25 protein-coding genes and 2 riboswitches are annotated in these 26,758 nt (G+C 52.4%); of the genes, 14 read left to right on the top strand and 11 right to left on the bottom strand.

The annotated features are described in order from the left end of the window. The first annotated feature begins 302 nt into the window (after window positions 1-302). Complete coding sequence (locus tag RW092_RS23490) at window positions 303-929, top strand: TetR/AcrR family transcriptional regulator (RefSeq protein WP_316011430.1); 627 nt, start codon at window positions 303-305, stop codon at window positions 927-929. 105 nt (window positions 930-1,034) lie between these two features. Here RW092_RS23490 and RW092_RS23485 read toward each other — a convergent pair whose 3' ends face one another. The 3 genes from RW092_RS23485 to rpoE all read right to left on the bottom strand — a co-directional run bounded on the left by RW092_RS23485 (window position 1,035) and on the right by rpoE (window position 4,080). Beyond that, complete coding sequence (locus tag RW092_RS23485; RefSeq protein WP_036626312.1) at window positions 1,035-1,439, bottom strand: response regulator; 405 nt, start codon at window positions 1,437-1,439, stop codon at window positions 1,035-1,037. A 131-nt stretch (window positions 1,440-1,570) separates the two neighbouring features. Continuing rightward, the gene (pyrG, locus tag RW092_RS23480; protein ID WP_316011429.1) at window positions 1,571-3,172 is read right to left on the bottom strand and encodes a CTP synthase; all 1,602 of its coding nucleotides are present in this window, start codon (window positions 3,170-3,172) and stop codon (window positions 1,571-1,573) included. Between the two features lie 341 nt (window positions 3,173-3,513). Further along, window positions 3,514-4,080, bottom strand: a complete 567-nt coding sequence (rpoE, locus tag RW092_RS23475) for a DNA-directed RNA polymerase subunit delta (RefSeq protein WP_127576201.1) — start codon at window positions 4,078-4,080, stop codon at window positions 3,514-3,516. A 426-nt stretch (window positions 4,081-4,506) separates the two neighbouring features. Here rpoE and RW092_RS23470 point away from each other — a divergent pair, with 426 nt between their 5' ends. Next, entirely contained in the window at window positions 4,507-5,658 is a 1,152-nt protein-coding gene (locus RW092_RS23470; RefSeq protein ID WP_016314618.1) for a S8 family peptidase, read from the top strand. 401 nt (window positions 5,659-6,059) lie between these two features. On the opposite strand, the gene argS is transcribed toward RW092_RS23470, so the two are convergent. From argS to speE, 4 genes are all read right to left on the bottom strand, one after another. Further along, a complete protein-coding gene (gene argS / locus RW092_RS23465; RefSeq protein WP_028539097.1) occupies window positions 6,060-7,739 on the bottom strand; it encodes an arginine--tRNA ligase in 1,680 nt (559 codons plus the stop codon). Then, a complete protein-coding gene (locus RW092_RS23460; protein WP_028539096.1) occupies window positions 7,740-8,159 on the bottom strand; it encodes a YwiB family protein in 420 nt (139 codons plus the stop codon). 154 nt (window positions 8,160-8,313) lie between these two features. Continuing rightward, entirely contained in the window at window positions 8,314-9,258 is a 945-nt protein-coding gene (locus RW092_RS23455; protein WP_255315360.1) for a hypothetical protein, read from the bottom strand. A 134-nt stretch (window positions 9,259-9,392) separates the two neighbouring features. Next, the gene (gene speE, locus RW092_RS23450) at window positions 9,393-10,220 is read right to left on the bottom strand and encodes a polyamine aminopropyltransferase (protein WP_028539094.1); all 828 of its coding nucleotides are present in this window, start codon (window positions 10,218-10,220) and stop codon (window positions 9,393-9,395) included. 215 nt (window positions 10,221-10,435) lie between these two features. On the opposite strand from speE, the gene RW092_RS23445 reads away from it, so the two are divergent. From RW092_RS23445 to RW092_RS23430, 4 genes are all read left to right on the top strand, one after another. After that, window positions 10,436-12,511, top strand: a complete 2,076-nt coding sequence (locus RW092_RS23445) for a transglycosylase domain-containing protein (RefSeq protein ID WP_316011428.1) — start codon at window positions 10,436-10,438, stop codon at window positions 12,509-12,511. 117 nt (window positions 12,512-12,628) lie between these two features. Continuing rightward, window positions 12,629-13,327 (top strand): DNA-3-methyladenine glycosylase, encoded by a 699-nt coding sequence (locus RW092_RS23440; protein WP_316011427.1) that lies wholly within the window; start codon window positions 12,629-12,631, stop codon window positions 13,325-13,327. Window positions 13,328-13,796: 469 nt separating this feature from the next. Beyond that, a complete protein-coding gene (locus RW092_RS23435; protein ID WP_016314625.1) occupies window positions 13,797-14,171 on the top strand; it encodes an ArsR/SmtB family transcription factor in 375 nt (124 codons plus the stop codon). Continuing rightward, window positions 14,168-16,513 (top strand): heavy metal translocating P-type ATPase, encoded by a 2,346-nt coding sequence (locus tag RW092_RS23430; protein ID WP_316011431.1) that lies wholly within the window; start codon window positions 14,168-14,170, stop codon window positions 16,511-16,513. The genes RW092_RS23435 and RW092_RS23430 overlap by 4 nt, the downstream gene beginning before the upstream one ends. A gap of 77 nt (window positions 16,514-16,590) precedes the next feature. Here the strand turns inward: RW092_RS23430 and RW092_RS23425 are convergent, their stop codons facing one another. Continuing rightward, window positions 16,591-17,103, bottom strand: a complete 513-nt coding sequence (locus tag RW092_RS23425; RefSeq protein WP_028539089.1) for a YwhD family protein — start codon at window positions 17,101-17,103, stop codon at window positions 16,591-16,593. A gap of 187 nt (window positions 17,104-17,290) precedes the next feature. Between RW092_RS23425 and RW092_RS23420 the strand changes: the two genes are divergently transcribed. The 6 genes from RW092_RS23420 to RW092_RS23395 all read left to right on the top strand — a co-directional run bounded on the left by RW092_RS23420 (window position 17,291) and on the right by RW092_RS23395 (window position 23,338). Further along, window positions 17,291-19,291 (top strand): M1 family metallopeptidase, encoded by a 2,001-nt coding sequence (locus tag RW092_RS23420; RefSeq protein WP_016314628.1) that lies wholly within the window; start codon window positions 17,291-17,293, stop codon window positions 19,289-19,291. Window positions 19,292-19,325: 34 nt separating this feature from the next. Continuing rightward, on the top strand, window positions 19,326-20,156 hold the full coding sequence (locus RW092_RS23415; protein WP_028539088.1) for a hypothetical protein: 831 nt from the start codon (window positions 19,326-19,328) through the stop codon (window positions 20,154-20,156). 219 nt (window positions 20,157-20,375) lie between these two features. Next, a riboswitch (cyclic di-AMP (ydaO/yuaA leader) is annotated at window positions 20,376-20,512 on the top strand. 4 nt (window positions 20,513-20,516) lie between these two features. Then, window positions 20,517-21,008 carry a C40 family peptidase gene (locus tag RW092_RS23410; RefSeq protein WP_016314630.1) on the top strand — a complete coding sequence of 164 codons (492 nt, stop codon included), beginning with the start codon at window positions 20,517-20,519 and terminating at the stop codon, window positions 21,006-21,008. A 270-nt stretch (window positions 21,009-21,278) separates the two neighbouring features. Beyond that, window positions 21,279-21,541: riboswitch (cyclic di-AMP (ydaO/yuaA leader) on the top strand. A gap of 4 nt (window positions 21,542-21,545) precedes the next feature. After that, entirely contained in the window at window positions 21,546-22,037 is a 492-nt protein-coding gene (locus RW092_RS23405; protein ID WP_316011426.1) for a C40 family peptidase, read from the top strand. A 279-nt stretch (window positions 22,038-22,316) separates the two neighbouring features. Continuing rightward, entirely contained in the window at window positions 22,317-22,814 is a 498-nt protein-coding gene (locus RW092_RS23400) for a GNAT family N-acetyltransferase (protein WP_016314633.1), read from the top strand. 164 nt (window positions 22,815-22,978) lie between these two features. Next, entirely contained in the window at window positions 22,979-23,338 is a 360-nt protein-coding gene (locus tag RW092_RS23395; protein WP_016314634.1) for a c-type cytochrome, read from the top strand. An 87-nt stretch (window positions 23,339-23,425) separates the two neighbouring features. Here the strand turns inward: RW092_RS23395 and RW092_RS23390 are convergent, their stop codons facing one another. Beyond that, complete coding sequence (locus tag RW092_RS23390) at window positions 23,426-23,725, bottom strand: 4a-hydroxytetrahydrobiopterin dehydratase (RefSeq protein ID WP_016314635.1); 300 nt, start codon at window positions 23,723-23,725, stop codon at window positions 23,426-23,428. Between the two features lie 169 nt (window positions 23,726-23,894). Next, window positions 23,895-24,188 (bottom strand): hypothetical protein, encoded by a 294-nt coding sequence (locus tag RW092_RS23385; RefSeq protein ID WP_028539084.1) that lies wholly within the window; start codon window positions 24,186-24,188, stop codon window positions 23,895-23,897. Between the two features lie 187 nt (window positions 24,189-24,375). Here RW092_RS23385 and motA point away from each other — a divergent pair, with 187 nt between their 5' ends. Both motA and motB read left to right on the top strand, forming a co-directional pair. Beyond that, window positions 24,376-25,179, top strand: a complete 804-nt coding sequence (gene motA / locus RW092_RS23380; RefSeq protein WP_016314637.1) for a flagellar motor stator protein MotA — start codon at window positions 24,376-24,378, stop codon at window positions 25,177-25,179. Continuing rightward, the gene (motB, locus tag RW092_RS23375) at window positions 25,163-25,972 is read left to right on the top strand and encodes a flagellar motor protein MotB (protein WP_036626317.1); all 810 of its coding nucleotides are present in this window, start codon (window positions 25,163-25,165) and stop codon (window positions 25,970-25,972) included. The genes motA and motB overlap by 17 nt, the downstream gene beginning before the upstream one ends. 64 nt (window positions 25,973-26,036) lie before the next feature. Here motB and rluF read toward each other — a convergent pair whose 3' ends face one another. Next, a complete protein-coding gene (gene rluF / locus RW092_RS23370; protein WP_316011425.1) occupies window positions 26,037-26,741 on the bottom strand; it encodes a 23S rRNA pseudouridine(2604) synthase RluF in 705 nt (234 codons plus the stop codon). Between the last annotated feature and the right edge of the window lie 17 nt (window positions 26,742-26,758).

The raw sequence follows: 26,758 nt of genomic DNA, 5'->3' as shown, positions 1-26,758 counted from the left end.
TTGTCACAACGTGAATCTCTCAGATTTTGGCTAGGCTACATTCCGAATTCATGTTTAATAAATAACATAATAGATATACCCCGCATTCTGTATTCCGGTTAGCTTGTATCGTACTTCCGGATTTTTCTGGTCCATTGCCTGCTACAATAGAAATAAGATCATACTGTACTGTACAGTTTGATAAAATATAAAATGGCTCGCACCATCTGTCAAGGTGAAGCTTTTGCGCTCATTGACCCGTCTTGTACGATATGAAATAATTTGAACAAGTAATACAAAGCATGGAGGAGCGATCTGGACCTATGATAAACCTGTCGCCGCGGGAAGCGGCAAAGCGCAAGCAAATTTTGACGGCTGCCCGCAGCCTCTTCCTAACCCGGGGGTACGCTGGAACGAGCATGGATCTCGTCACCTCGGAAGCCGGCATATCCAAGCAGACGCTGTATCGCTATTACTCGACTAAGGAAGCGCTGTTCTCCGACCTGCTGTGCCAAGTGATCCACGAGCTTACGGAGGAGAAGCAGCCGTCACTAGCGAGCATGCCCCTGCCCGAAAACCGGGAACAGCTCTACGATACTATGCTGATGATGGCCCGAGTCATCGCCGTAAAGCTAAGTGACCCGCTTTATCTATCCATTCTTCGCATCGTTTTTGCGGAATCAGTCCGCTTTCCTGAGCTCGGGGAGCTGCTTCTCGAATCCTTTCCTAAAAGCACCGAAGTATTGACGGATCTGCTGAAGAAGTGCAGGGAAACGGGGTTGGTGAAGCTGGAGGACGGCGATGAGGAAATGTCAATGAGAATGTTCATCGGGCCGCTTATTGGCCACGCCTTCTTCAATGGTCTGATCTGTGGAGCCTCCGCGCCGGAGCCTATGCCCGAGGAAGAACTGAAGCAACTGTGCCGGATATACGTAGAATCGGTTACTTAATGGTGCAGAATGCCAATAAAATAATAAAAAAAGGACCTCCCAAGGATCCGCGTGGAAAACACGCCATCATCCTCAGGAGGTTTATTATTTAGAACATCTCTTGCTTTAAAGTACATTTCCACTTTTAAGCTGTAAATTAACTGCTGCGCGCATTTCATCAATGTCAAAGGGTTTCGTAAAATGCATCAGCGCCCCAAGGTCCGTCGCTTCCTTGATCATGTCAAGCTCACCGTAAGCGGTCATCATGATTACCTTGATCTCTGGATTGACCTCCTTGATATGCTTAAGGATTTCCAAACCGTCCATGCCCGGGATTTTCATGTCGAGAAGCACTAAATCCGGCGAGTCGCTGCGGACGATTTCCAAAGCCATCTTACCGTTGGCTGCCTGAAACGTTTTATACCCTTCGCTGCTAAACACTTCCATCAATAAAATGCGGATACCGTTCTGATCATCGACAATTAATACTTTCTTCTCTTCCACCGAAAAGCCCTCCCACAAGTCCACCATGTAATCCTGGTCATAAGTAAATACTTCGCTCCCGATTTGCAAAACCCTTCTCCACTGGAAAAAAGAGCCTTAAAAAATCAGTTGCCCCAAAATTACAGGTGCTTTGAGATTGGAATTTTCGATAAATCCGTTTAGGACAGGTGAGCGATCGAAGCTTTCACGAACTCGCGGAACAACGGCTGCGGACGGTTCGGACGGGAGGTGAATTCCGGATGGAACTGCACCGCCAGGAACCAAGGATGATCCGGAAGCTCGACGATTTCCACCAATCGGCCGTCCGGCGAAGTCCCGGAAATGCGCAGGCCCACGCGCTCCAATGTCTCACGGTATGCATTGTTGAACTCATACCGGTGGCGATGGCGCTCGTAAATCAGTTCATCGTTATAACATTGCATCGCAAGCGATCCCGGTACCAGCTTACAAGGGTATAACCCAAGTCGCATCGTACCGCCCAGATCTTCGATATCCTTCTGCTCCGGCAACAGATCGATTACCGGATACTCCGTGGAAGGGTTGATCTCCGAGCTGTTCGCGCCTTGAAGTCCGGCCAGCGAACGAGCATATTCGATCACCGCAACCTGCATCCCCAAGCAAATGCCGAAGAACGGAATCCGCTTCTCGCGAGCATATTTGATCGTTGTAATTTTGCCTTCAATACCGCGATCGCCGAAGCCGCCTGGAACCAAAATCCCGCCAACGCCTTGCAGCAGCTCATCCACGTTCTCGTCTGTAACTTCCTCTGCGTTCACCCAGCGGATCTTCACATCGGCATTCGCATCAAAGCCGGCGTGGGATAACGATTCTACTACACTGAGGTAAGCGTCATGCAGCGCCACATATTTCCCGACGATGGCGATTTCCACCGTCTTCTCCAGCTTGTTAATGCGATCCACGAGGCCTTCCCATTCACGCATATCCGGAGCCGGCGTCGTCAGCTTCAGATGGTTGACAACGATCTCGTCCAGCCCTTCATCGAGCAGGTTCAGCGGCACTTCGTACAGCGTATTGGCATCCCGGCACTCCACAACCGCGCTTGGATCCACATCGCAGAACTGTGCAATTTTCGCTTTGATATCGTCCGACAGCTCATGCTCGGTACGGCAGACGATCACGTTCGGTTGAATCCCGATGCTGCGCAGTTCTTTGACGCTGTGCTGAGTCGGCTTGGTTTTCACTTCGCCAGCCGCTTTAATATATGGAATGAGCGTGACGTGAATATACATCACATTCTCCCGTCCGATGTCGCTCTTGATTTGACGAATCGCTTCCAGGAACGGCAAGCTCTCAATGTCACCGACGGTTCCCCCGATCTCGGTGATGACCACGTCAGACCCTGCTTCACGCCCAGCGCGGAAGACACGCTCTTTAATTTCGTTGGTAATATGCGGAATGACCTGAACCGTGCCGCCCAGATACTCGCCGCGACGTTCTTTGCCAATAACGGAGGAATAGATTTTCCCAGTCGTCACATTGCTGTTCTTAGAAAGATTGATATCGATAAAACGTTCATAATGGCCCAGATCCAAGTCAGTCTCAGCGCCATCGTCCGTGACGAACACTTCCCCGTGCTGATACGGGCTCATCGTACCCGGATCGACGTTAATATAAGGATCGAATTTCTGGATCGTTACCTTTAATCCCCTGTTCTTCAACAGCCTTCCCAGCGAAGCCGCCGTAATCCCTTTCCCCAGTGAGGATACGACCCCGCCTGTCACGAAAATGTATTTTGCCACAGCCAAAAACCTCCTAAAGTAGTACGTGTTCACAATCCCATCGGATCCCAGAAATTCAGGTAACTTAGATCATTAGCGTAACCTATTATCCGGTAAAACATAGCCAAAAAGGCATAAAAAAATAAAAAGTGACACCCGAAATGGTCGGGGCACTTTTTAATAAAATTCACATGTTATATAGGTTTGAATCATAAGCCCATGCAATAGTTTACCCGTTACCCTAGTTCGTGTCAAGTCAAGTCAGAGCGCATCTTATGAACAAAATAAGGAATGAAAAAGGACGGCCATCGCCGTCCTTCATAAGCCCTTCAGATATCGCGAGGCTCCTGCCTCAAGGCTAATTAATCCTCGTCGCTATCGTCGAAATCCTCATCGGTGTCCAGATCGTCGTCCTCTTCGCTAAGGTCTTCCTCGTCTTCAAGTTCCTCATCTGGAAGCAACTCTTCGTCGTCCACATCTTCCACGTCGTCATCGTCATCATCTGGGAACAACTCGTCTTCGGAATCCTCGTCGAGTACATCGTAATCCTCTTCGTCATCGGATACGTATGTATCATCCTCTTCCACAAAATCGTCATCTTCCAGATCGTCGTCGTCGTTAATGATGCGCGGACGCTTGGAGCTGCCGACCGGATCTTCCGACCGCTCGATCGGATACCAGCGTTTCAGGCCCCACAGGTTGGTGCCAACGCAGGCAAACCGGCCGTCGATGTTGATCTCCGTATAAAGCTGCGCAATCGCCTCGTTAATTTGCTCCTCGTTCATGCCGCGAAGCTTAGCGACCTCATTCATCAAGTCACGGTAGTAATATGGCGTGTTTGCCGCCTTCAAAATCATAAAGGCCAAATCGACCATAGGAATTTCTTGGACTTTCTCCGGGTCGATTTTCAAATTCAGCGGGGTACTCACGTTACGGACACTTCCTCTCACGCAAAAGTTCACTATAAAGCAATGATGAAACCTTATCGTTAGAGCCGGTTTCTTTCACTAACATATCCATATCACACATTAGTAAAACCTATTTGGCATCAAATTGCAAGTTTTAAAAACACACCAAAGCCCCGCCGCCAAAAGGGAAGGAGCGGAGAACCCCCTAGTCCCCCGCTCCTTGACTGTATCCTTCCCCAAAAGAAGGCCCTGCCCTCTCTTGGGTTGGCGAAAGCCGCAAGGCCTTCCCTTCATCCTATGTCCAGATTTGCACTTTGACACGCCGGATTCGCGCGAAATCCAGCAATCCGGGCCCATTTCCATTAAAACAGGGCCGCTTCCCCATTCAATGAAAAAAGGAACGTCATACTATACTGCAACACGCTTCGTAGGAGGGGCTACTCATACATGGACTACTCCGGATTCCTCAGGTTTTTGAACGATCATGTCGACGCCTCCGGAAAAAGCGGTCGAATCATTATCCGCTTTGCACACCCGGCAGAATTTGCCGAATGCGTCCGCCAATTGCTTAAGCACAAGCGCCAGCATCCCGCACTGCGGCACATCCGCACATCCTCGCTGCTGCAGGCGCTGATCTGTCCCCTCGGTTTACGTGGGGAAGTGGCCCGCTCCCGTTTCGGCCTGTGGGTCGAAGACGACAGCCTTGTCAGCGTCCATAGCCCGGCCCCGACAGGCAAGGGGCAAGCTCCATCCATCCCTTGGGGGGTGCGGCGAATCGGCGCCCCGGAAACCTGGTCCGTGTCCACAGGCTACAGGGTCCGTATCGGCGTGATTGATACGGGAGCCGATTTCAACCATCCGGATCTTCGCCATTCCTTGGCTCGCGGGATTAATCTCTTGAATCGACTCAGCTTACCATACGACGATAACGGACACGGCACGCATATCGCCGGAACCATCGCGGCCTCCGGCGGATCTCAAGGGATGATGGGCGTAGCCCCGCGTTCTTTGATATTTCCGGTGAAGGCGTTTGATCATAATGGCTCCGCCTTCGTTTCTGACATCATTTTGGGCATCGACTGGTGCGTACGCAACCGGATGCACATCGTAAATATGAGCTTTGGTATGAAGAGCAACAGCGCCTCTTTGCAAAATATTATTCGCAAAGCCTATAACGCAGGCATCGTGGTGGTCGCGTCCTCGGGGAACGACAAAAAGGGACGCGGCTGCGATTACCCGGCCCGTTACCCGCAAACGATCTCTGTAGGTGCAACCGGCAAGGACGGCAAAATCGCCTCCTTCAGCAACTACGGTCCAAATATCGATATTTACGCCCCCGGTGAAAAAATCAGCTCCGCCTGGCTGGGCGGAGGTTACCGCGAAATGAGCGGCACCTCCATGGCAACTTCCCATGTGAGCGGTGCCGTAGCCTTGCTGCTGGCCATGAAGCCGGACATGAAGCCAAGCGAGGTCAAGCGCCGGCTGCGTCGTACCGCTAAGCCGCTAGCCAGCACAGCGGCCAGAGCCAAAGGCGGAGGCGCTGGCGAGCTGAGTGCGGTGCGCCTGCTGCGCACCAAATTGGGGCGTAGCAGAAGCTAAAGCCCGCCGCCTGCTGCTTCCCTTTGCGGACTGATCTAATCGCAATGTGCCTGCTCCGTGCTTTGCTGGGATACAGCAGTTCAACACGAAGCAGGCACACTGAATCTTGTATAGGTAGTATAGATCTCTTTCCCGGCTCTTTTTGCACGATTATCCCTTTTGGTAAGTCGTCGTCTAAGGTGGATATCCAAATCAAGCCTTCATCTGGTTCATCGGGATACCTCAGTAATCAAGCACAAGCACAACCTCCTCTGATCAAACGGGATACAAGCCTGATCAAAGGCATAAGCGCTCTAATTCAACGGGATAGCCCCAAAATCGAACGCAACAGCGTCTGATTAGCGGGATAATCATGCAAAGAGACACTCAACTAAAGCAACTCGCGTAACAGCTTCCGCGAATTACATTTTTTCTGGCGCGGATACGCCGATCAGACGAAGCACGTTGGCAAGTACCGTGCGCACCCCGCCGAGCAGCACCAGACGTGCCGCCGTTTGTTCCGCGTCTTCTGTAATGACTCGCTCCGCCCGGTAATAGCTGTGGAACAGCGCTGCCAGTTCATAGACATAGCGGACCAATCGGTGCGGTGCGTAGTTCTCAGCAGCTACGTTAATTTCCTCCGGCAGCTCGCCGAGCTTCCGCAACAGATCGTATTCATGCTCAGCGGTCAGCTTGCTGAGATTCACGTTCTCTGCCGCCGGAATCTGGATACCTTGTTCTTCCGCCTGGCGGAAGATGCTGCAAATCCGGGCATGGGCATATTGCACGTAGTACACCGGGTTTTCATTGGAGGTGGAAATTGCCAGATCCATATCGAAATCCAGATGTGAATCCATGCTGCGCATTGTAAAGAAGTAACGGATCGGGTCTACCCCAACCTCATCCATCAAATCCACCATAGTGACCGCTTTACCGGTCCGTTTGGACATTTTCACCTTCTCGCCGTCCTGGAACAGGCTGACCATTTGTGCAATCAATACGGTCAGTTTCTCCGGATCTTTCCCGATCGCCTGCATGGCGGCCTTCACCCGAGGAATATAACCGTGGTGATCAGCGCCCCAAATATTGATGATCCGATCGAAGCCGCGATCATATTTATTGCGATGGTATGCGATGTCCGGCGTCAAATAGGTGTAGGTCCCGTCATTTTTCACCAATACACGGTCCTTGTCATCTCCGTAAGCCGTCGTTTTCAACCAGGTTGCTCCGTCTTGCTCATACGTCTGCCCCTTTTCACGCAGCTCGGACAGCGATGCTTCAACTTGGCCATCCTGATACAGGGACGTTTCGCTAAACCAGACGTCAAAGCGAACCCGGAACCGTTCCAGGTCGCGCTGGATTTTGGACAGCTCTTTCTCCAGTCCGAATTTACGCAGGAACGCGGTCCGTTCTTCTTCTGGCATTCCCAGCAGCTTGTCCCCCTGTTCGGCAACAAGCTCTTTGGCGAATCCCTTGATGTCTTCGCCATGATATCCGTCTTCCGGCATCTCTACGTCTTGTCCAAGCTCTTGGCGATAGCGAGCCTCAATGGATTTGATCAGATTGACGATCTGGTTCCCGGCGTCATTGATATAGTATTCGCGCGTCACGTCGTAACCGGCGAAATCCAGCACGTTGCACAGCGCATCACCTACAGCTGCGCCCCGGGCATGACCGAGGTGCAAGCTGCCTGTCGGGTTAGCGCTGACGAATTCGACTTGCACCTTTTTCCCATTACCTAATGAAGTGCGGCCATAGTTCTCACCTTCACGGTAGACCTGCAGCAGAATCGGATACAAATAACTCTTGCTTAACGTAAAATTGATAAACCCGGGACCGGCAACCTCTGCCTTCTCGATCCCAGCCTTTCCATAGTCCAGTTGCCCGAGAATTTCTTCCGCGATTTGGCGCGGATTCTTCTTGGCGATTCGCGTCAGTTGCATTGCCGCATTGGTCGCAAAATCCCCGTGTGCCTTGTCCTTCGGCACTTCTAAGACGATCGCCGGGATTTCCTCACGCTGCGCAAGACCAGCGGATACGATCGCATCCAGGATCGCTTCCTTCAGCGCCTGGTTCATTTGTTCCAACGGATTGTGTGGCATTTAAACGTCCTCCTGTATATGTAGACTGAGTTCAAAACGTCCTGATAGTTCTTCAAATACGTACAAATCATACTCCCAGATCACCTGACCAACTGCCCCGTCCCATCGGGATTCCAGCTTCACCGTGTCGGTAGAAAGATTAAACCGAGTAAAGGGTGAGCGGTAAAACCCTGGTGTTCGACTGCCGCTGCGGAAGGTTTGCTCGGCTTCTACGCCTCCGTGGCGGATGATTTTCAGCTCGTTCCTAGATAGTTTGATCATCGTTCGCGTCTTCGCACCATCCGGTCCCGGGTCTGGTTCTTCGTAGCGGATATATAAGGTGTCGCTCCGGCGGATGAGATCTCCCCGCAGGTGCTGCACCGTTTCTTCCGTTCCCTGTCGGCTTGTCAGCACAAGGCTTACCGGCTTGGTTTCCGGCATAGGTCAAAACTCCTTCCGACATCGATCCTTACTGTACTACTATAGCCAGTTCGCCCCGGCAATTCAATACATATACGGTACAACGCCCCCCATAGGCAAAAAAAGGAGCCGTTGCTTCAGCGGCTCCTTCCCTCCCTTCATGACCAGATACGGCCTACAAGGGTTGACTTAATGCGAGGTATTTCACTTTGTCATCCTGGAAATACACATGAAACCGGAAATAATCCCCGACTTTATAGCTCCAGCGGCTATCCAGCTTCAGTGCCTTTGTCCCTAATTTCTCCGTAACGTCAGCCGTGCTGATCCCCGTCTTTACGCCAGCTGCGCACTGGTGAACCGGCCGCGTAAAAACGATCATCCGATTCAGCTCCAGCACCCCGTCTCTAAATAAACGGGCTTCCTTCACCTGACCGGTACCGTCATCATAGTATGGCTTGGCCCAAACGATCTCCTCGGGCGGATATTGGGTTAGCCGCTGCTCCCATCCATCGAAGTCCAGGCCATCCACCTGCGCGGCTTCCCCGTCCAACGGAGCTGCAGGAGCCGTATCCAGGTTCACGGAGGATTCCTTCTCTTGCTCCACCCTTGCTTGCTCCTGCAGGGCATCCAACGAAGCCAGCTCCTCCCGCTCGCGGAACAGACCTTGCATCAACAGCAGCACCCGGTCGTCAGCGTAGTAATAATTCCCTTGGTACTCAAAAGCGTTACTGGTTAAATCATAGGTTAGCTCATAGTGCGTGTTTGCCACCTTAAACTGCAGAACAACCGGCTTCCGGGAAGCCGCCGGTACCGAACCCGCAAGCGCACTTTTCATATCCGTATAACGCAGCGATTCCAACAGGACAAATTGCCGCTGCGCTGGAATGCGGGTATTTTTCCCGTTTCCGCCAACCGTGATCGCAAGAACCTCCTCATCCTTGAAAGGAAGATGGTCTAGCAAATACGGCGACTCGACAGCAAGATCGTTATTCGCAACGTCTGAAGCTTCTCCTGTAACCGTCGTCGGAGCTTGTACCGGCGTTTCAATGGAGTCGCCAGAAGGTGGTGCATCCGGACGGCCGTAAAAGATCCAGCCGACTACCATCACTACAACAATCATCGTAAGGCCCGCAAGCATGCTTCGGGCTGGGTTATTTCTTCTGATAAAAATCCCGCCTTGTCCCATGTGAAAGTGGTGATATAAATCATACTATCACACTTTAGACAGGCCATTTATAGTCCGAACGACGTATTTTACTTCACGAGGTCTTCCACGAATTTGGGCAGCACAAATGCGGCCTTATGAAGACGCGGCGTGTAGTACTTGGTGTCCAGTTCAGGGATGTTCGTCTCGTCCACCTGCAGTGGATCATAAACTTTGCTGCCCATTGTGAACGTCCACAACCCGCTTGGATAAGTTGGGATGTTCGCACCGTAAACGCGAACGATGGGGAAGATCTCTTTCACGTCTTTGTTCACCTTTTGAATCAAATCCGCTTTGAACCAAGGGTTATCAGTCTGGGCAACGAAGATGCCATCGTCTTTTAACGCCTCATAAATCCCTTGATAAAATCCGCGCTCAAATAAAGGCGCCGCCGGCCCCACTGGTTCGGTAGAATCGACCATGATGACGTCGTATTGATTTTTGCTTTCAATAATATGCATATAGCCGTCTGCGACCTGCACGTCCACCCGCGGATTGTCCAGCTCCCCGGCAATCTCCGGCAAGTATTTCTTGGAATATTCAATAACCTTGCCGTCGATCTCGACCAGCACTGCCTGCTCCACTTCGGGATGCTTGATCACCTCGCGAATAACCCCGCCGTCCCCGCCGCCTACAACGAGCACCCGCTTCGGATTCGGATGGGTGAACAGCGCTGGATGCGCCACCATTTCGTGATAAACGAACTCATCTTTGATGGTGGTCATCACCATGCCGTCCAAGACGAGCATCCGGCCAAATTCCTCCGTATCTAACATCGCCAAGTCCTGGAACTCCGTTTTTTCCGTAACCAGCGTTTCGCGTATTTTTGCCGTAATCCCAAACACGGGGGTTTGCTTCTCCGTAAACCATAATTCCATGCGATCACCCTTCTTTCCTTATGATCATAATCGTGCAGGTCAGCCCAAAACATCATTTCCTATATTGTACCAAACGAAAAAATAATAACACATCTCCCAAATTAACGGCGCAAACACAGCTTCTGACGTGAATGATCTCTCCCAAACTTTCCCATACTGAACTTTAGACGTTCGCAGCACGGATTTGCTATAGGATCGGAAAGGAGAGTCCTCTCGTGCAGAAACTCGTTCGCAGTGATCGACATTATCATAAACGTAAACCTCGCCGTCCGTGGCTTTTGCTGTTCAAGCTGATGGTCGGCACGGGGCTCCTTGGTCTATGCGCTGTCGGCCTCCTGCTCCTCTACTTGTCCCAAGCCGAACTGCCCCTCGCCGGATCAGATCGGAACTCGCAGCTGATTAACAGCCGGGGAGAGACGATCGCGGTGTTTTCGGATGGCGGGAAGAACCGGGAAAGCGTGGAGCTGCAAGAGATCTCGCCTTGGCTGATCAAGGCGACGCTGGCGACCGAAGACCGGCAGTTTTACAACCATTTTGGCTTTGATTTGAAAGGGATGGCCCGAGCAACCCTGGTGAATATCAAGGAAATGGGCACCGTCCAAGGAGCGAGCACCTTAACCCAGCAGCTGGCGCGGAATTTGTATCTGTCGCATGAACGGACCTGGTCCCGCAAAATTAAGGAGGCGATGTACACCGCCCAGCTGGAGATGAAGTACTCCAAAGATGATATTTTGCGCATGTACCTTAACGAAATTTATTACGGGCATGGCGCGTACGGAATTGAAGCCGCCGCTCAGATGTATTTCGGAAAACCCGCAAAGGAGTTAAGTCTGGCCGAAAGTGCGATGTTAGCCGGGGTTCCGAAAGGCCCCACTTATTATTCGCCGTTTAATCATATGAAGAACGCCAAAGATCGTCAGCGTACCGTGCTGTCGGCGATGGTCGCCACGGGCGAGATCACGCAGCAGGAAGCCGATGAGGCATATGAGGCGATCCTGAATTTCCAATCGCCGAAGCAGCCAAGTCCCACCGATAAAGCTCCTTATTTCCGCGATTATATTCGCAATGTGGTAGTCGGCGAGCTTGGCTTTGACGAGACGCTGCTTGAGCACGGCGGGCTGAACATCTACACGACACTGGATCCGGATGCGCAGAAAGCAGCGGAAGAAGCGGTAGCTGCGGAGCTGGCAAACTCGCCGGATCTGGAAGCTGCTCTCATTTCCATCGATCCGCGTAACGGCTACATCAAAGCGATGGTTGGCGGTGTCAATTACAAGAAGAGTCAGTATAACCATGTCTTCGCCACAACGCGGCAGCCCGGCTCCAGCTTTAAGCCGATCATGTATCTCACCGCGCTGTCTTCAAGAAAATTAACCAGTGCCAGCAAGTTCAGCAGTCAACCAACGCTGTTCCATTACGACGACAACCGCAAAACCTATAGCCCGAAAAACTTCGGTGACAAATACTTGGGCGACATCGATATGCGACAAGCGATAGCGGCTTCGGACAATATCTATGCGGTCAATACGATTCTCACAGTAGGAGCCGAGCAGGTCATCGAAATGGGGCGAAAAATGGGCATTACCAGCCCGTTGCAAGCCGTTCCTTCGCTGGCGCTGGGGACGTCTCCGGTCAGCCCGTTCGAAATGGCTACGGCGTTTGCGGTGATCAGCAACCAGGGCCGCAGCGTGGAACCCGTGGCGGTGCTAAAAATTACCGATGCCAGCGGGCGCGTGTTATACGAGGCCAAACCGGCCAAAAGCGAACAAGTGGTAGAAGCTTCTGCCGCCTACGTACTGACGCATTTGATGGAGAGCGTATTTGAGACCGGAGGGACGGGCAACCGCGTCTCCAACGAAATCAAACGACCAGTCGCCGGGAAAACCGGAACGACTAGTACGGACGCCTGGCTTGTCGGCTTTACGCCGGAGTTGTCGACAGCCGTTTGGGTTGGCTATGACAAGGGCAAGACGCTTGGCACCACGGAGTCGCGAAAAGCCGCCCCGATCTTCGCCAAATACACGGAAAAGGCGTTGGAAAAAGTACCTCCGAAGATTTTTCCCATCCCGGACGGGGTGGTCAGCGTATACATCGATCCGGATACGGGGCTGCTCGCCACGAAGGATTGCCCAGACAAGAAACTGGAGGTGTTCATTGAGGGCACGGAGCCCACAGAGTACTGCACCACGCATGGAGAAGGCGAAGTCGAACCCGTACCGCCTCCAGCCGAGGTGGAGAAGAAGGAGAGCCACTCCTGGTGGGAAGATCTGAAACGCTGGTGGATGGATTAGAGGCTGGCTGTGGCTGGAGTTGGAGTTTGGGGTTGGGAGTTGGACAAGACATGAAAAAGTTCTTACGATAAAGGAAGCAATCGCTAGTAAAAAATGTTCAAGGAGACTTCCTTATCAATGGACCCGATCTTGAAGCAAATCAAACCGGGGGCGCCGTTGCCCCCGGCTTTTTATCGATTGACGGCCCTGGAGGCCGCCCCCCGTCTGCTCGGACAGACGCTGGTCCGACGTACGGAAGAAGGCGACATCCGCTGCCGCATCGTCGAAACGGAAAGCTACGGCGGCATAGAGGACAAAGGCAGCCACGCCTACGGAGGACGCCGTACCGCGCGGACGGACATTATGTTTGGACCCGGCGGAACGGCTTACATCTATCTGATTTATGGCATGTATAACTGCCTGAACGTCGTCACCGGTACGGAAGGCGACCCGCAAGCCGTGCTAATCCGCGCGGTCGAGCCTCTATCCTCGGCAGACGAAGCGGCGATGCGCCGCTATCGTGGGACGGCTGCCCGCAAGCCGGCGGATTTATCAGGCGGCCCCGGCAAGCTGTGCCGTGCACTGGACATCACGAAAGCGCTGAACGGTTTGCCGCTCGAACATCCCGGTGGTCCGCTTTGGATCGAAGGCGGATCGATGTCGGAGGGATCTGGAGCGGATGAAGTGATCGTCCAGGCACCGCGTATCGGCATTGCGTATGCGGAGGAATATGCGGCAAAGCCGTGGCGGTTTTATATTCGCGGCAACCCCTATGTGTCGGTCATTGACAAGCAAGCCAAGGTTTGGTCAGGAGACGCCGGCGTTGCCGATATCTAGGCTGCCATTCGATCCTTTTAGACCATTATCCCGTTGCATCAGGAAGAGACGAAGCGGTTTGGCTGCGGTTTGCGAGCCCAGTTGTTCGCTTCAATAGTTCGCTTCAGTTCGCTTCGATGCAGTCAGCGATGACGACAATATCCGCCTCTCTCTCGATGCAGCCCGCCTCACTTTAGAAGCATGGGATGAAAATCCGTGCTCCTGTCTATTTTTCTAATGACTCCGTTCAAGCATGGGGTCTCCTTACAAGATCACTTTCTAGGGAGACCTTCTTAGCATTCCTTCCCCTACACCCATCTGAATGAAAGGGATAATCCCGCAAAAAGGCACGACAAGCGCCCGAAGGGGCAGCAGAGCCTCTAAATCGTTGCCATACACATTCAAAAGTACCTTTGAATATGCTATAAGATCGCTTATACTTGAACTATATCATTCAAACGTTGATTTGAATAAAGGAGGTCGACGTTCCATGGCCGACACGGTAGAGACCGCAGATGTGTGCGAGCAGTATTGCACCGAACCTGCACGTACGAACAGGCTTCGAGAAAGTCTGGAGGAACGGGACGTGAACGGGATGGTCCAGATCTTTAAGGCTTTGTCCGATCCGAATCGGGTGAAGATTGCTTATTATTTGCAACACCAAGAGCTATGCGTCTGCGATATCGCCGATTTACTCGATGTCTCCGTGGCGACGGCTTCCCATCATCTGCGCCAGCTGAAGGCACTGCATATCGCCAAATCGCGCAAGGAAGGCAAGAACGTCTACTATGCGTTAAGCGACCATCATATTCAGACGCTGGTAGCCATGACGCTGGAGCATCAGAAGGAGCAGATGAACGAATGAACTCAACAGTGGCAAAAAATCAAACGTCCGGCGAGAGCCATCGCATCGAGTATCGTGTGCTGGGATTGTCCTGTGCGAACTGTGCCCGGGAGATTCAGGAGGAAATTCAGCGCCTGGATTACGGGGAGGATGCCTCTCTTCTATATAATAGCGGGCGCCTGCTCCTCCATCCTGCAGTGGATTTGAAGCAGGTGGAGCGGATTTTGAAAAGAGACGGAGCCACCCTAATCTTACCGGGTCCCAGCTCCGCTGACGGTACGGCTGCTAAGGCTGCTTCGAAAGCCGTCTCCCAGAAGTCGGCAGAACTCGGAAACTCCAGTGAACCGCATGAACATGAAAGTCGCCTGGGAATCTGGCTGCTGGTCATTTCCGCCGTGCTCTACGGGGGGACGTTTCTGCTCGACGTACCCAATGCCGTACAGATTGCAAGTTATCTGACAGCCATTGTCCTCAGTGGGTACACTACGTTCCTGCGCGGTTTGCGGAACTTGCTCCGATTGAAATTCAACATGGATACGTTGATGACCGTAGCCTTAACCGGTGCGGTGATGATCGGGGAATGGAAAGAGGCGACGTTGGTCGCGATATTGTTTGGTCTGAACGAGCTATTGGAGGGTTATGGCATGAACCGCGCCCGCCGCTCGCTATCGGCGCTATTGGATGCTGCTCCAAAGGAAGCGATTGTCATTCAAGACGGACGGGAAATGATCGTCCCGATCGCGCGGTTGAAGGCAAACGATATTGTGCTCGTCCGAGCCGGGGAGAAGATCCCTTCAGACGGCACGGTCCTGGAAGGGACGAGCGCCGTCAACGAAGCAGCCATTACCGGCGAATCGATTCCGGTCACGAAACAGCCCGGCATGCCGGTATTCGGCGGCAGCATCAATACGGAAGGCCTGCTTCAAGTCCGGATCGATAAACCGTACGAGGACTCGTCGCTGGCCAAAATCATGCATCTTGTCCAGGAGGCGCAGGATAAGAAAACGCCAACCGAACTGTTCATCGATCAGTTCGCTAAATGGTACACGCCGGCCATCATGATTCTGGCGGCGCTGGTGATGCTGGCTCCGCCGCTGCTGTTCGGGCAGCCGTGGATGAAATGGATCTACGAAGGTCTAGCCATTCTGATCGTTGGCTGCCCGTGCGCCCTTGTGCTGAGCTCGCCAATCGCGCTGGTCAGCGGAATGACCCGCTGCGCGCGGCTCGGCGTGCTCGTCAAGGGCGGCGTGCATCTGGAGCAGCTCGGGAAGCTGGACGCGATCGCGTTCGATAAGACCGGCACCCTGACGAAGGGGCAGCCGGAGGTGCAGCGCGAGATCGCGTATGTGCCGCAGCGGTTTTACACGGTAGCCGCCGCACTGGAGCGCGGCTCCCTGCACCCGCTGGCCGCTGCGGTGGTGCGTTACGTTGCCGCCCGCACCAGCGGCAACAGTGACGAGCACAGCGACGTAGCGTGCTGCTGCGAACCCCCAAGCAGCGGGCATAGCAGCGACGCTCACGTCGCTTGCTCCGATGGCGCCCAGCGCGGTGACAGCTGGGCGCATCCCGCCGGGCTTACGACCTTGCCCGGCGTGGGCGTGAGCGCCGAGGTCGACGGCGTTCGCTGCTATGTCGGCAGCGAAGCGCTGCTCGCGCAGCTCTCCCTCGGCGGCGAGGAGCGGGCGCGCGTCACTGCTGACCTCGCGCGACTGAAAGCGGAGGGCCTCACCGTGGTGCTCGCCGCGGAATCCGCGCGCGTGTTGGGCCTGTTCGGCCTCGCCGATGAACTCCGTCCGGAAGCCCCGGACGTCGTCCGCGCCTTGCACCGCGCCGGAGTCGCCCGCACCGTCATGCTGACGGGCGACCACGCCGCGGCGGCCCAAGCGATCGCTGACCGCAGCGGTGTCAGCGAATGGCATGCCGGCCTGCTGCCGGAGCAGAAGGTCGCGCAGATTCAGGCGCTGGCCGGCCGCGGGAGCGTGGCGATGGTCGGCGACGGGATCAACGACGCTCCGGCCTTGGCTGCCGCCGACCTCGGGATCGCCATGGGCCAAGGCACGGACAGCGCCGTAGAGACCGCCGACATCGTGCTGATGCAGGATCATCTCGGCCATCTCCCCCGCGCCATCCGTATCGCCCGGCGGGCTGGCCGGATCGTCGCCTGGAATATCAGCCTCTCGCTTGCGCTGAAGCTGATCGCCCTGCTGCTGACGATCCCCGGCTGGCTTACGCTGTGGGTAGCCGTCATGTCCGATATGGGCGCGACCATTCTCGTCACGCTGCTCGGACTGACCATTTTACTCGGTAAGGACCCGCAAACGGCGGCGGGTTCGCCGAAAATTCAAGTCAGCCCCCAGCGCTAACTTCCCTTCCAAGCAAAACGCCCCTTCCGGGAGTTCAACCGGATAGGGGCGTTTCTTTTATGCCTCATTTATTCAGTTCACGCGTCCAGGGCCGCCTTCAGCTCTTCCGGCGAGCGGTCCCACCATTCCGCATTAGTCTCGATCAGCAGCTGCTTCAGCCCGGCCTTCTGCTCTTTGCTCAATCCGTCCAAAATCACTCTGCGTTTTAACGCATAATCCATTTTGTTAACATGGTCGGCAAGAATTTTCCAGCCGCGGCGTGCTTCCGTGTCAATCAACATTTCGCAAGCCGTCATTCCGCCGTAAAATTGGCCTTCCGGCCCGCGGTCTACCGCAACCCATACGATCCAAACCTGCCGTCCATTGGGAACGTCCTCCCGATTGGTTGAGAATTTGATGCCTTTCTCCACCTTGCTTTTCGCATGCATGGCACCGACATCAATGTACACCTCATCCCCGTCGATGATGACCGGAGACATGCTGTTCAAATCGATGGAACCTGCACCAAAGCCTTTATGTTTGCTCTTCTCATCGTTGCTGATAATGTTGAGGGCAAAAATCTTTTTACCCGATTTCGGTGTCTGATCCATAATTCCCTCCATATTTCGCATACCTGCCGCCTCGTTCTCATAAGCAAGGCAGCTTCTATCGTTATCCTTACATCTCAATCCTAGTTCAAAAAATGGCTTTTTAACTACCTCTCAATTTTAACTAATAATCTTCCAAATGCAAACATATACATGCTGTAGATGCTTGTCAACGGGAGGTATCCATTGTATGACCCGACGTACTATTGTCTACGGCATTTCTATCCTTGCCTTGTGCCTCACCCTCGGAGCCGCCTGGGTGACCCTGCGGGAAGGTGGGGAATCGCTGGCTTCGTTCGTCCCGGCCAAGGCGGAGCCTAAAGCGGTCCAAAAAACCGGACAAACCCCAACGCCGCCGCAAACTGAAACCATTCAGCAACCGACCGCCGAAGTGCTCAGCAATCGGGTCGCCGAATATCACATCGACGTCACGCTGAACGAGCAAGAGGGGACGTTAACCGGCTCAGAGACGCTGACTTGGACCCATCCCGGCAAGAAGACGATCAACGAGGTGTACTTGCACTTATATCCGAACGCGTTTGCTTCCGAGGATACGACGTTTATGAAAGAATCGGGCGGAAAACTGCGGAACGACGTCATGCCTAAGGACGGCTGGGGATCCATGGAGATCACCGAACTGAAAACGACCGACGGCATCTCCTTACTGCATCGGATCCAGTACGTTCAGCCTGACGATGGCAATACGAAAGATCAAACCTTAGCCAAGGTTCGGCTGCCCGTGCCGGTCCAGGGCGGTGAAAGCCTGACGCTGCGGATGAAATTCACCGTCAAGCTGCCGAAGATTTTTGCCCGTATGGGCATTGCCGACGATTTCGTCATGGCAGGGCAATGGTTTCCTAAGATGAGTGTGTACGAGCCGGTGGGGACTCGGGGGCGGACGTCCGAAGGCTGGAACCTCCATCAGTATCACGGGAACTCGGAATTTTACTCCGACTTCGGGATTTACAGTGTAAGGATCAATGTGCCCGAGACGTACACCGTGGCAGCCACTGGTTTTCAGACCAAAAAGGCAGTCTTGAAGAACGGACGGAAAACCTTGCAATTCTACGCCGACGATGTCCACGATTTCGCTTGGGCGGCTTCGCCGAACTTCATCTACATGGAAGAGCCCTTCTCCTCAGCAGAAGTTCCCGGCGTGCGCATTAAGCTGTATCTCGATCCCGCACATAAGGATCTGAAGGAACGCTACTTCTATGCCGCCAAGGTCGCTCTGGCAAACTACAGTAAGTGGTATGGCCGGTACCCGTATTCCACGCTGTCCGTGGTCGTTCCACCGGCGAACGCAAACGGGGCCGGCGGCATGGAATATCCGACTCTAGTTACCGCGTTTGGGGCCGTCAGCGATTCCCCTGGATACGATGATCTGGAGCGCACGGTCATCCACGAAATCGCCCATCAGTTCTTCTACGGGATGATCGCCAACAATGAACTCGAGGAAGCTTGGTTGGATGAAGCCTTTGCCTCCTATGCAGAGGATAAGCTCATGGAGCAGGAGTTCGGCATCACCCCGAATTTGCCGATCCAATCGGCCATGATTACTTCACCGGCTTCCTTGACCCAGAACGCCTGGAAATACGGTCCCGGGGATGGCTATGCCAAGAATGCGTACTACCGCGGCAAATTAATCCTGCTGGATATCGAGCGGCAGGTCGGCAGCAAGACGATGAGGCGGATTCTGAGCACATACAGCCAGAAATATCGGTTTAAGCACCCAACGACCGCTGATTTCCAACGGGTAGTTGAGCAAGTGACCGGCCGCAGTTGGAAAGCGTATTTTCAACAATACGTCTATGATGGGAAAATGGCGGATTTTGCAGTAGACAACATTCAAATCACTCCAATCAACCAGGAAAGCGGTCAGATATACGAGTCGAAAGTGGTCTTTACCCGCAAAGGGGCAACCCATCCGAAGGTTCCGCTGCTGTTCACCTTCACCGATGGGCACACCGTACGCAAGCAATGGAACGGGGAAGATTCTCGCCTCGAGATCAAGCTGCAATATAAAGCACCGCTGGCATGGGTTCAGATCGACCCGGACTACACCTTAACGGTGGAGAACCTTCACATCAACAACTATCTGAAAGCAGAAGTCCCTGAAACCACATTGTCGCGCTCCAATATGAGCGTCACCAAGCTGCTTGAAGCGATCCTTGGAGGACTTCTGTGGTAACCCTAGGTCCATACTTCTATAAGGAGGGAAAGAAATGAGTTTCGTTCGTTTAGGGTGGACTGCCCTGAAAAGCCAATTTCCCTCGGTCATCATCTTGTTCCTGTACCAGCTGCTGTGGGGATTGTTCTTGTACCGGTTGGTCGATACTGCCGTAACGGCGCTGCTGCAAAGATATCCTGACCCGCCGCCCACGGCGCTATCGAAACTCCTGTTCTTGCTTGAGGGACAGATGAATTTATGGAGCAATCCCGAGGTTCGGTTGTATTGCTGGCTGCTGGCAGGGATGATCGTCCTGCGCATGATCTTGACTCCGTTGATCCAGGCGGGAATCTTCTACGGCTTCACACCGGCGGAAAATCGCAACCCCGGCTTCCCCCTGTTCCGAGGAATGAAGGAATTTGGTAAACCGGTAATTTTGTTCTACGCGATGGAGCTCGTGCTTACCTTGTTGCCCGCCTTCTGGATTGTGCCGAGACTACTGTCGCTTTGGCCGGGGTTGACCGGGATGGAACTTCCGATGGCAACCTGGCTCACTGGGCTTGGGCTGATCCTGGGCTGGTTCATTTACGGTTGGTTTATCCGGCAATGCCTATTGTTTGTCCAGTTCGGCTACTTGTTTAAAGCCGGAGTTTGGAATTCCCTGCTAGCTTGCTTCCGAACCCTGTTGCAGGGCATCTCTATCTCGCTAATTCTCGGGGCTTTTGGCCTGATCCTCTTCCTTCTGTTCGGCACCGCATCTTGGATTTGGACGGGGATGCTGGCCCTCATCCTGCAGCAGGCTTATCCTCTCTTTCGCTGCACATTTAAGGTCTGGAAGATCGCCTCTCAATTTCATCTTTGGCAGTCCAAGGCACAAAAAAGTTAAAATTTTTTAACTCCTCAAAACCCTGTAACATCAAGGCCTTCGCCGTTCGGCGAAGGCCTTTCCTCCTATTTCCCCTCTTAATCTTGTGAATTAGGCATTGCCAAAAGATACCTACCTTTGTTACAATAACAGCAACGCAATTTCAGTAACAGTTTTGTAATTATTTTCGTCATCTTTGGCAGGAGATTCGTGCCGGATGTCAAATTAGAAATGACAGGTGTGAAAAACAAGCCGAATTCCCTTCACCAGGGAAACGGGGGAACCACTTTGGGTGAATTGATCTCGTTTGTGAGGGATCATAGGGAACCTTCAACCGAATCCTTAAGCTAACCTCGTAGGCATTGGAAGGAGCATAACTTCTTGAAGAAGCGTTTGACGGTAGCAGCAGTAAGTTTTGCCATGCTTTTCACCATTGGAACTGGCAGCGTTTTCGCCGATTCCAAACTGGACAATGTCATCGACGGCGCGCTTGGAAGCAGCTACGTTGCAGGCGGAACCACAACCTCCGGATTCGACTGTTCTGGATTTACGATGTACGTCTTCTCGAAGATCGGCATCAAGCTGCCTCATCAATCCGCATCCCAATACAAAATGGGTACGGCGGTTGACAAGAGCGAACTGATCGAAGGCGATTTGGTCTTCTTTAATACTTCCGGCAAAGGCGTTTCTCATGTCGGCATCTACGTCGGTGACGGCAAATTTGCTCATGCCTCCTCCTCCAAAGGTGTAGTCATCAGCAAATTAAGCGAGAAGTATTACGTCGAGCGTTACGTTGGCGCAAAACGCATCATGAGCAACGACAAGTATGAAGATGTAACCGGTGAAATTGCTGATCACGATGATGTTCAATAAGAACTCGCTACGAAGCCCGTGGGGATGTTGATAACAACGTCTCTGCGGGTTTTTTCCTTGGATCCCCTTTCTTTCTCCTACTCTTTTCTTTAGCCCTAGTCTCTTAGGAACCATTACCCACGAATCCCTTCGCGAACACAGGCCAATAGAAGCGTTTTTTTCGACAAACTTGTCATCTCTGGACGGCTTTGGTAAAATGAAGAACGTAAATGGTAACAACTTTGTAATTATTGTTGTAACTATTTCTATGCAAGATCTTGGGTGCCATCTACAATGAAACTGCCGAATTCCCACGCACCCGGGAAGCGGGGGACCCACCAAAGGGTGAATTGATTTCGCTATAAAAGGTAACAGTCTCATCCTTCATGATCCGAAGATGACTTTTTAACTTACCATTTCAATCAAGGTTAGAATCTCCATCCTGAGTTACTTCGTGATCCGAAGATGACTTTTTAACTTACCGCTATAGCAGATCATAGGGAACCTTCAACCGAATCCATAAGCTAACCTCGTAGGCCTTGGAAGGAGTAAGACATCTTGAGAAAGACTTTGACAGCAGCGGTAACGAGTTTAGCCCTCCTATTCACCTTGGGGGCAGGTAGCGCCTTTGCCGACTCCGCAAAAGCCGAGACAACGACGCTATCTAGTATCGTCGATTCCGTGTACGGGACGCCTTATAAATTTGGCGGCACCACGACAGCGGGATTTGATTGCTCTGGATTTACCCGGTACGTCTTCAGCAAGATGGGTATCAAGTTAGCACGTGTGTCTGCCGCTCAGTATAAGCAAGGCACACCGGTACCGAAGAGCGAGCTTCAAGCTGGGGATCTCGTCTTCTTCAAGACGACGGGGACGGGCAAAGTATCCCATGTTGGTGTTTACGTCGGCGACGGTGAATTCGCCCATGCATCCTCATCCAAGGGCATCCAGATCGACAAGCTAAGTAACAGTTATTACCAGAACCGCTACGTTGGCGCGAAGCGTGTTCTCAGTAAGTACGGTTATTCCGTCTACGCTGCGGAATCGTAATCCATTGATCTATCGGTTTCATCCTGTTCATCATCACTAATTCGCCGCTGGGCCGGGTTCTCGTTGGAACCGCCTTGCGGTCTTTTTTTATCTGTACTCTTATCTATATAACGAAACAACTGGGAAAAAGGTTGCCGCAAAGCCAAAAATCCAGGAGAAATCCCACAATTTTAATTTCCCGAAGGGTAGGCAAAAACCTTTACAAGCTGCGTAATTCCGGCTATTGTGAGGATAATGGAACAATTACGACGGACTTTCCTTTAATTAAGGAGGGGCAATATGGACCAAACGATGTCTCCGTTTCGTATCGTGCCGATGGAAGAAGCCCATGGCGCGGAAATTTGCACCTGGCGTTACGATTCTCCTTATGACATATACAGTTGGCTGCCATGGGAGCAAATGAAAGCGCTCGACGTGGAGTTTGGGAACCCGGCGATCCGCGCCGAACAGTATGTCTCCGTATTGGATGAGAAGGAGGAGCTTGCCGGCTTCGCTCAGTACTTCCCGATGGAAGGAGTCACCCGGCTTGGCATCGGTATGAAGCCCGAGCTATGCGGCCACGGGCTGGGCAAGCTGTTTGTGAGGACCATCGTGGAGGAAGCCCGGCGTCGTAAGCCGGATAACCAGATTGACCTGGAAGTGCTGACCTGGAACACCCGGGCGATCCGGGCTTACCAGAAGGCGGGGTTTGTCATTACCGATCTGTATGAGAAGATGACACCTGGCGGGGTGTCCAAACCGTTCTATTGTATGGTTCATAAAGGGCTGCCTGAATAAGGGCACGCTCTTTTTTATGTCTTGTTTTGATTAAGACTATGACTTATGGCACACAATTTAATGGAAACGGATAATTTTTGTTCCTAATTTGGACACAAAGACTATGATCAACCCGTGTGTTCCGTTATAATGGATAGGTAGCATACATAGGAGGGGCGATTGAAATGCAAAAGTGGATCATGAGCGGTTTGTTCGTCATCGCAGGCGCTTTAGCCCTTGTATTGATGTTCACCTTGCCAAGCCGGGAAGAGGCTGCGCAAGAAGCCAAGCCGCAAATGCCTGAAATCACCATGAACGCAGAACAAGCCGAAGCCATCGTCAAAGCAAATTGCATCTCCTGCCACGGTGATACATTGCAAGGCGGCGCGGGCCCAAATCTGCAGAAGATTGGATCGGAATTGACGGCAGACCAACTGTTCTCCATTATCACCAAAGGGAAGGGCGGCATGATGCCTTCTTTTAAGGATCGCTTAAAGGAAGAGGAAATTGCGAACGTCGCCTTATGGCTTGCGGAGAAAAAATAAACACGCGAAAAAAGCACAACCGCCGGGAATGTAAATTCCCGGCGGTTGTTTTGATACCTCTATAAATCCGATCATGAGCTGACTTGGCTAATCCCCTGACCGCATCTTTTCGTAGGCCTCGTTATATTGCTGCGCCTCCTTGATGTCAACGGCTGTAATGCCGCCTTCCTCCCAAGAGGTCAAACGGAGCGTTACCGTTTTATAGTCGATTGTGATAAAGGGATGGTGGTTAAATGCTTCCGAGATCGCAGCTACCTCATCTACAAATGCGATCCCCTTCATAAAGTTGGAAAACGTATATTTACGAAAAATCCATCGTCCTTCCTCTAGTTCCCATCCTTCCAGTTTTTCCAAATGCGCTTCTACTTCTTGCGGTGTAAACGGCATTATTCTTCCTCCCGTTCTCTTCAAGAACTCCTGTATATGTAAGTTTCCTCGTCACGCACCAGGATCTGAAGTTTGATTTGTCCTAGCCTCGTCTCCAACTATTGTATTCTCGAACCCCTGCCTTCATGCTTATCGCCATTGGACGGTACAGCGGCAGCAACAGATGCGGTTATATCAAGGATACGGAGGTTAATTCGGAATCCCCGATCAGGATATTGATGCGATGTCCTTCGGGATCATAGATCACGATCGCACTGCCTACCTCAATCATCGGCTCCGAGCCCAACCCAAAGAATAAATCCTCCGCCAGAGCTTCAAGCACCTCGCCTCGATCCGTATCCGATAACCCTTCCCATTCCGAGGGCTCCATTTCGAAGAAAAGATAGCTATCTTGAATCCGGCCAACCGCGTTCGTCAAATCAGCCAAAATAAATTCATAATCCCTGCCGTGTTTTACGCCCACTGCGATATCCTCCCTTTCGGTCTTCTCCATTCTGACCGTAATCTTATTATACCGGAAAAAACCACTTAAAAAAAAAGGGAAATCTGTCGATAAAATAGTTAATCGTTTCAGACTGGTGTGTCAGCCTCTTCCGCAAGGACGCGGAAGGGCAAGTTGGTATCAATTTCTCTCAAGGACGAGGTGTACAATGGAATTTTCAACAATTATTGGTTTGATTCTCGGATTGATTGCCCTGATTTTAGGTATGTTCCTAAAAGGCGCACCCGTAGAAAGCTTGGTCCAGAACCCTGCGGCCTTCGTCATCATCTTTGTCGGAACGGCGGCAACGCTGTTTATGGGCTTCCCGTTATCGGAGTTGAAGAAGTTTCCGACCTTGATCAAAATGACGATCGTCAAACCGAAAATGATCAGCAAAGCGGAGTTGATCACCCTGTTTACGGAATGGGCGACCATTACCCGCCGCGAAGGCTTGCTGGCGCTGGAAGCGAAGGTTGAAGAGATCAACGATGACTTCCTGCGCGGTGGGATGCGGATGATCATCGACGGCAACGATCAAGAATTCGTGCAGGATGTCCTGACTGAGGATATTGCGGCCACCGAGGAGCGCCACAAAGCAGGTGCTCTGATGTTCTCTCAGGCGGGGATGTACGCTCCGACACTCGGGGTGCTTGGTGCGGTTGTCGGTCTGATCGCCGCACTGTCCGACATGAGCGATATGGAGATTCTGGCTCATGCCATTTCAGGTGCATTTATTGCGACGGTATTCGGTATTTTCACCGGTTATGTGCTGTGGCACCCGATCGCCAATAAACTGAAACGTCTCTCGAAGAAAGAGATGGAGATCCGGTTGATGATGGTGGAAGGCCTGCTGTCCATTCAATCGGGTGTGTCTACGATTGCAATTCAACAGAAACTTGCCGTGTTCTTAACCCCTGCGGAACGTGCGGAAATCTTTGAAAAGGGGGCCGGTGATGGTGAGCAAAAAGAATAAGAAACACCAAGATCACGAGGAACATGCCGACGAGAGCTGGCTGCTCCCCTATTCTGACCTGATGACGCTGATGCTGGCGCTGTTTATCGTCCTCTATGGAATGAGCACGGTGGACGCTCTGAAATTCCAAGAGATGAGCGAAGCCTTTAAGAGCGTTCTGACCGGGGGCACCAGTGTCCTCGATCAGAACGCTATGATCAGCAACAACCGGACTTCGCTCAGCGAAATGGAGACGCCAAAGACGAACGAGAACGGTCTGATGACCAAGAAGAACGAGCTGAAGCGTCAAGAACAGCAGAATCTGGAATCTCTAAAGAAGCAACTGGACACCTATATCAAGGAAAACGGATTAACGGATGACCTGGAAACGAAATTGAATCAATCCCAGCTGATGATCACGATTAGCGACAAAGCGCTATTCGCTTCAGGGGAAGCCGTAGTAAAGCCAGAAGCTCGGCAGTTAGCGAAGGCGATCTCCAACATGCTGCAGCAATTCCCGGATTATGAGGTGATCGTATCCGGCCATACCGACAACGTGCCGATCTCAACCTATGAATTCCCGTCGAACTGGGATTTAAGCTCGGTACGGGCGCTCAACTTCATGAAGATTCTCCTGTTGAACACGAACTTGGATCCGAAGAAGTTCAGCGCCATCGGATACGGGGAATATCACCCCGTTGCCAGCAACGATACGGCTGTGGGCCGCGCACAGAACCGCCGGGTCGAAGTATCAATCATCCGCAAGTACACAGATAGCACCGAGCAGCTTGGTGTAACAGCTGCCCACGAATAAAGAAGCAAAGGACAGGCGCCTTAAGTGTAAGGCAACCTGTCCTTTATTTTTTGTCCATGTTACGTTAGGAAAGCTGGTAATTCAGGGCCAAGCCCAACTCCCGCTTCTCTTGTTCAGTTAAGTCGCGCCAGGTGCCTACCTTCTGCTGGCCGAGATGGATGTTCATAATCCGGATACGCTGCAATCTGCGTACTTCGTAGCCAAGAGCGCTGCACATCCGGCGAATTTGCCGATTCTTCCCCTCGGTCAGAATAATTCGGAACACCCGATCCGAAACCCGCGTCACCTTGCACGGCAACGTCATCTCCCCGAGAATTTTAACGCCTTCGCTCATCGCTTTCACAAAGCTAGGGGTAATCGGCCGATCCACGGTCACGACATATTCCTTCTCGTGCTTGCCTTCCGCCCGCAAAATTTTATTGACGATATCGCCATCGCTGGTAAGCAGGATCAATCCCTCGGAATCTTTATCCAAGCGCCCAATCGGAAAAATTCGCTCCGAATGCCCAACGAAATCCACAATATTGCCTTTCACATGCGTTTCCGTTGTGCAGGTGATCCCCACCGGCTTATTTAAAGCGATGTACACGTGTTTAGAGCGTTTGGCCGCAATCGCCCTCCCGTTGACCCGTACATCGTCTCCAGGCTCCGCCTGGCTGCCTAGAACCGCCTTGACGCCGTTAATGGTCACTTGGCCCGACTCGACCAGCTTGTCCGCCTCTCGTCGGGAGCAAAATCCCGTTTCACTAATGAATTTATTGATTCTCATGGTGCTGTCTTTGGTCC

The sequence above is a fragment of the Paenibacillus sp. 3LSP genome (assembly GCF_032465655.1).
Lineage (GTDB): Bacteria > Bacillota > Bacilli > Paenibacillales > Paenibacillaceae > Fontibacillus > Fontibacillus barengoltzii.
This window is presented reverse-complemented; position numbering and strand designations above follow the sequence as displayed.

Coding starts and splice junctions, on each gene's coding strand:
- RW092_RS23490 (WP_316011430.1), top strand. CDS start 303: ATGATAAACCTGTCGCCGCGGGAAGCGGCAAAGCGCAAGCAAATTTTG.
- RW092_RS23485 (WP_036626312.1), bottom strand. CDS start 1,439: ATGGTGGACTTGTGGGAGGGCTTTTCGGTGGAAGAGAAGAAAGTATTA.
- RW092_RS23470 (WP_016314618.1), top strand. CDS start 4,507: ATGGACTACTCCGGATTCCTCAGGTTTTTGAACGATCATGTCGACGCC.
- argS (WP_028539097.1), bottom strand. CDS start 7,739: ATGCCACACAATCCGTTGGAACAAATGAACCAGGCGCTGAAGGAAGCG.
- RW092_RS23460 (WP_028539096.1), bottom strand. CDS start 8,159: ATGCCGGAAACCAAGCCGGTAAGCCTTGTGCTGACAAGCCGACAGGGA.
- RW092_RS23455 (WP_255315360.1), bottom strand. CDS start 9,258: ATGATTGTTGTAGTGATGGTAGTCGGCTGGATCTTTTACGGCCGTCCG.
- speE (WP_028539094.1), bottom strand. CDS start 10,220: ATGGAATTATGGTTTACGGAGAAGCAAACCCCCGTGTTTGGGATTACG.
- RW092_RS23440 (WP_316011427.1), top strand. CDS start 12,629: ATGGACCCGATCTTGAAGCAAATCAAACCGGGGGCGCCGTTGCCCCCG.
- RW092_RS23435 (WP_016314625.1), top strand. CDS start 13,797: ATGGCCGACACGGTAGAGACCGCAGATGTGTGCGAGCAGTATTGCACC.
- RW092_RS23430 (WP_316011431.1), top strand. CDS start 14,168: ATGAACTCAACAGTGGCAAAAAATCAAACGTCCGGCGAGAGCCATCGC.
- RW092_RS23425 (WP_028539089.1), bottom strand. CDS start 17,103: ATGGATCAGACACCGAAATCGGGTAAAAAGATTTTTGCCCTCAACATT.
- RW092_RS23420 (WP_016314628.1), top strand. CDS start 17,291: ATGACCCGACGTACTATTGTCTACGGCATTTCTATCCTTGCCTTGTGC.
- RW092_RS23415 (WP_028539088.1), top strand. CDS start 19,326: ATGAGTTTCGTTCGTTTAGGGTGGACTGCCCTGAAAAGCCAATTTCCC.
- RW092_RS23400 (WP_016314633.1), top strand. CDS start 22,317: ATGGACCAAACGATGTCTCCGTTTCGTATCGTGCCGATGGAAGAAGCC.
- RW092_RS23395 (WP_016314634.1), top strand. CDS start 22,979: ATGCAAAAGTGGATCATGAGCGGTTTGTTCGTCATCGCAGGCGCTTTA.
- RW092_RS23390 (WP_016314635.1), bottom strand. CDS start 23,725: ATGCCGTTTACACCGCAAGAAGTAGAAGCGCATTTGGAAAAACTGGAA.
- motA (WP_016314637.1), top strand. CDS start 24,376: ATGGAATTTTCAACAATTATTGGTTTGATTCTCGGATTGATTGCCCTG.
- rluF (WP_316011425.1), bottom strand. CDS start 26,741: ATGAGAATCAATAAATTCATTAGTGAAACGGGATTTTGCTCCCGACGA.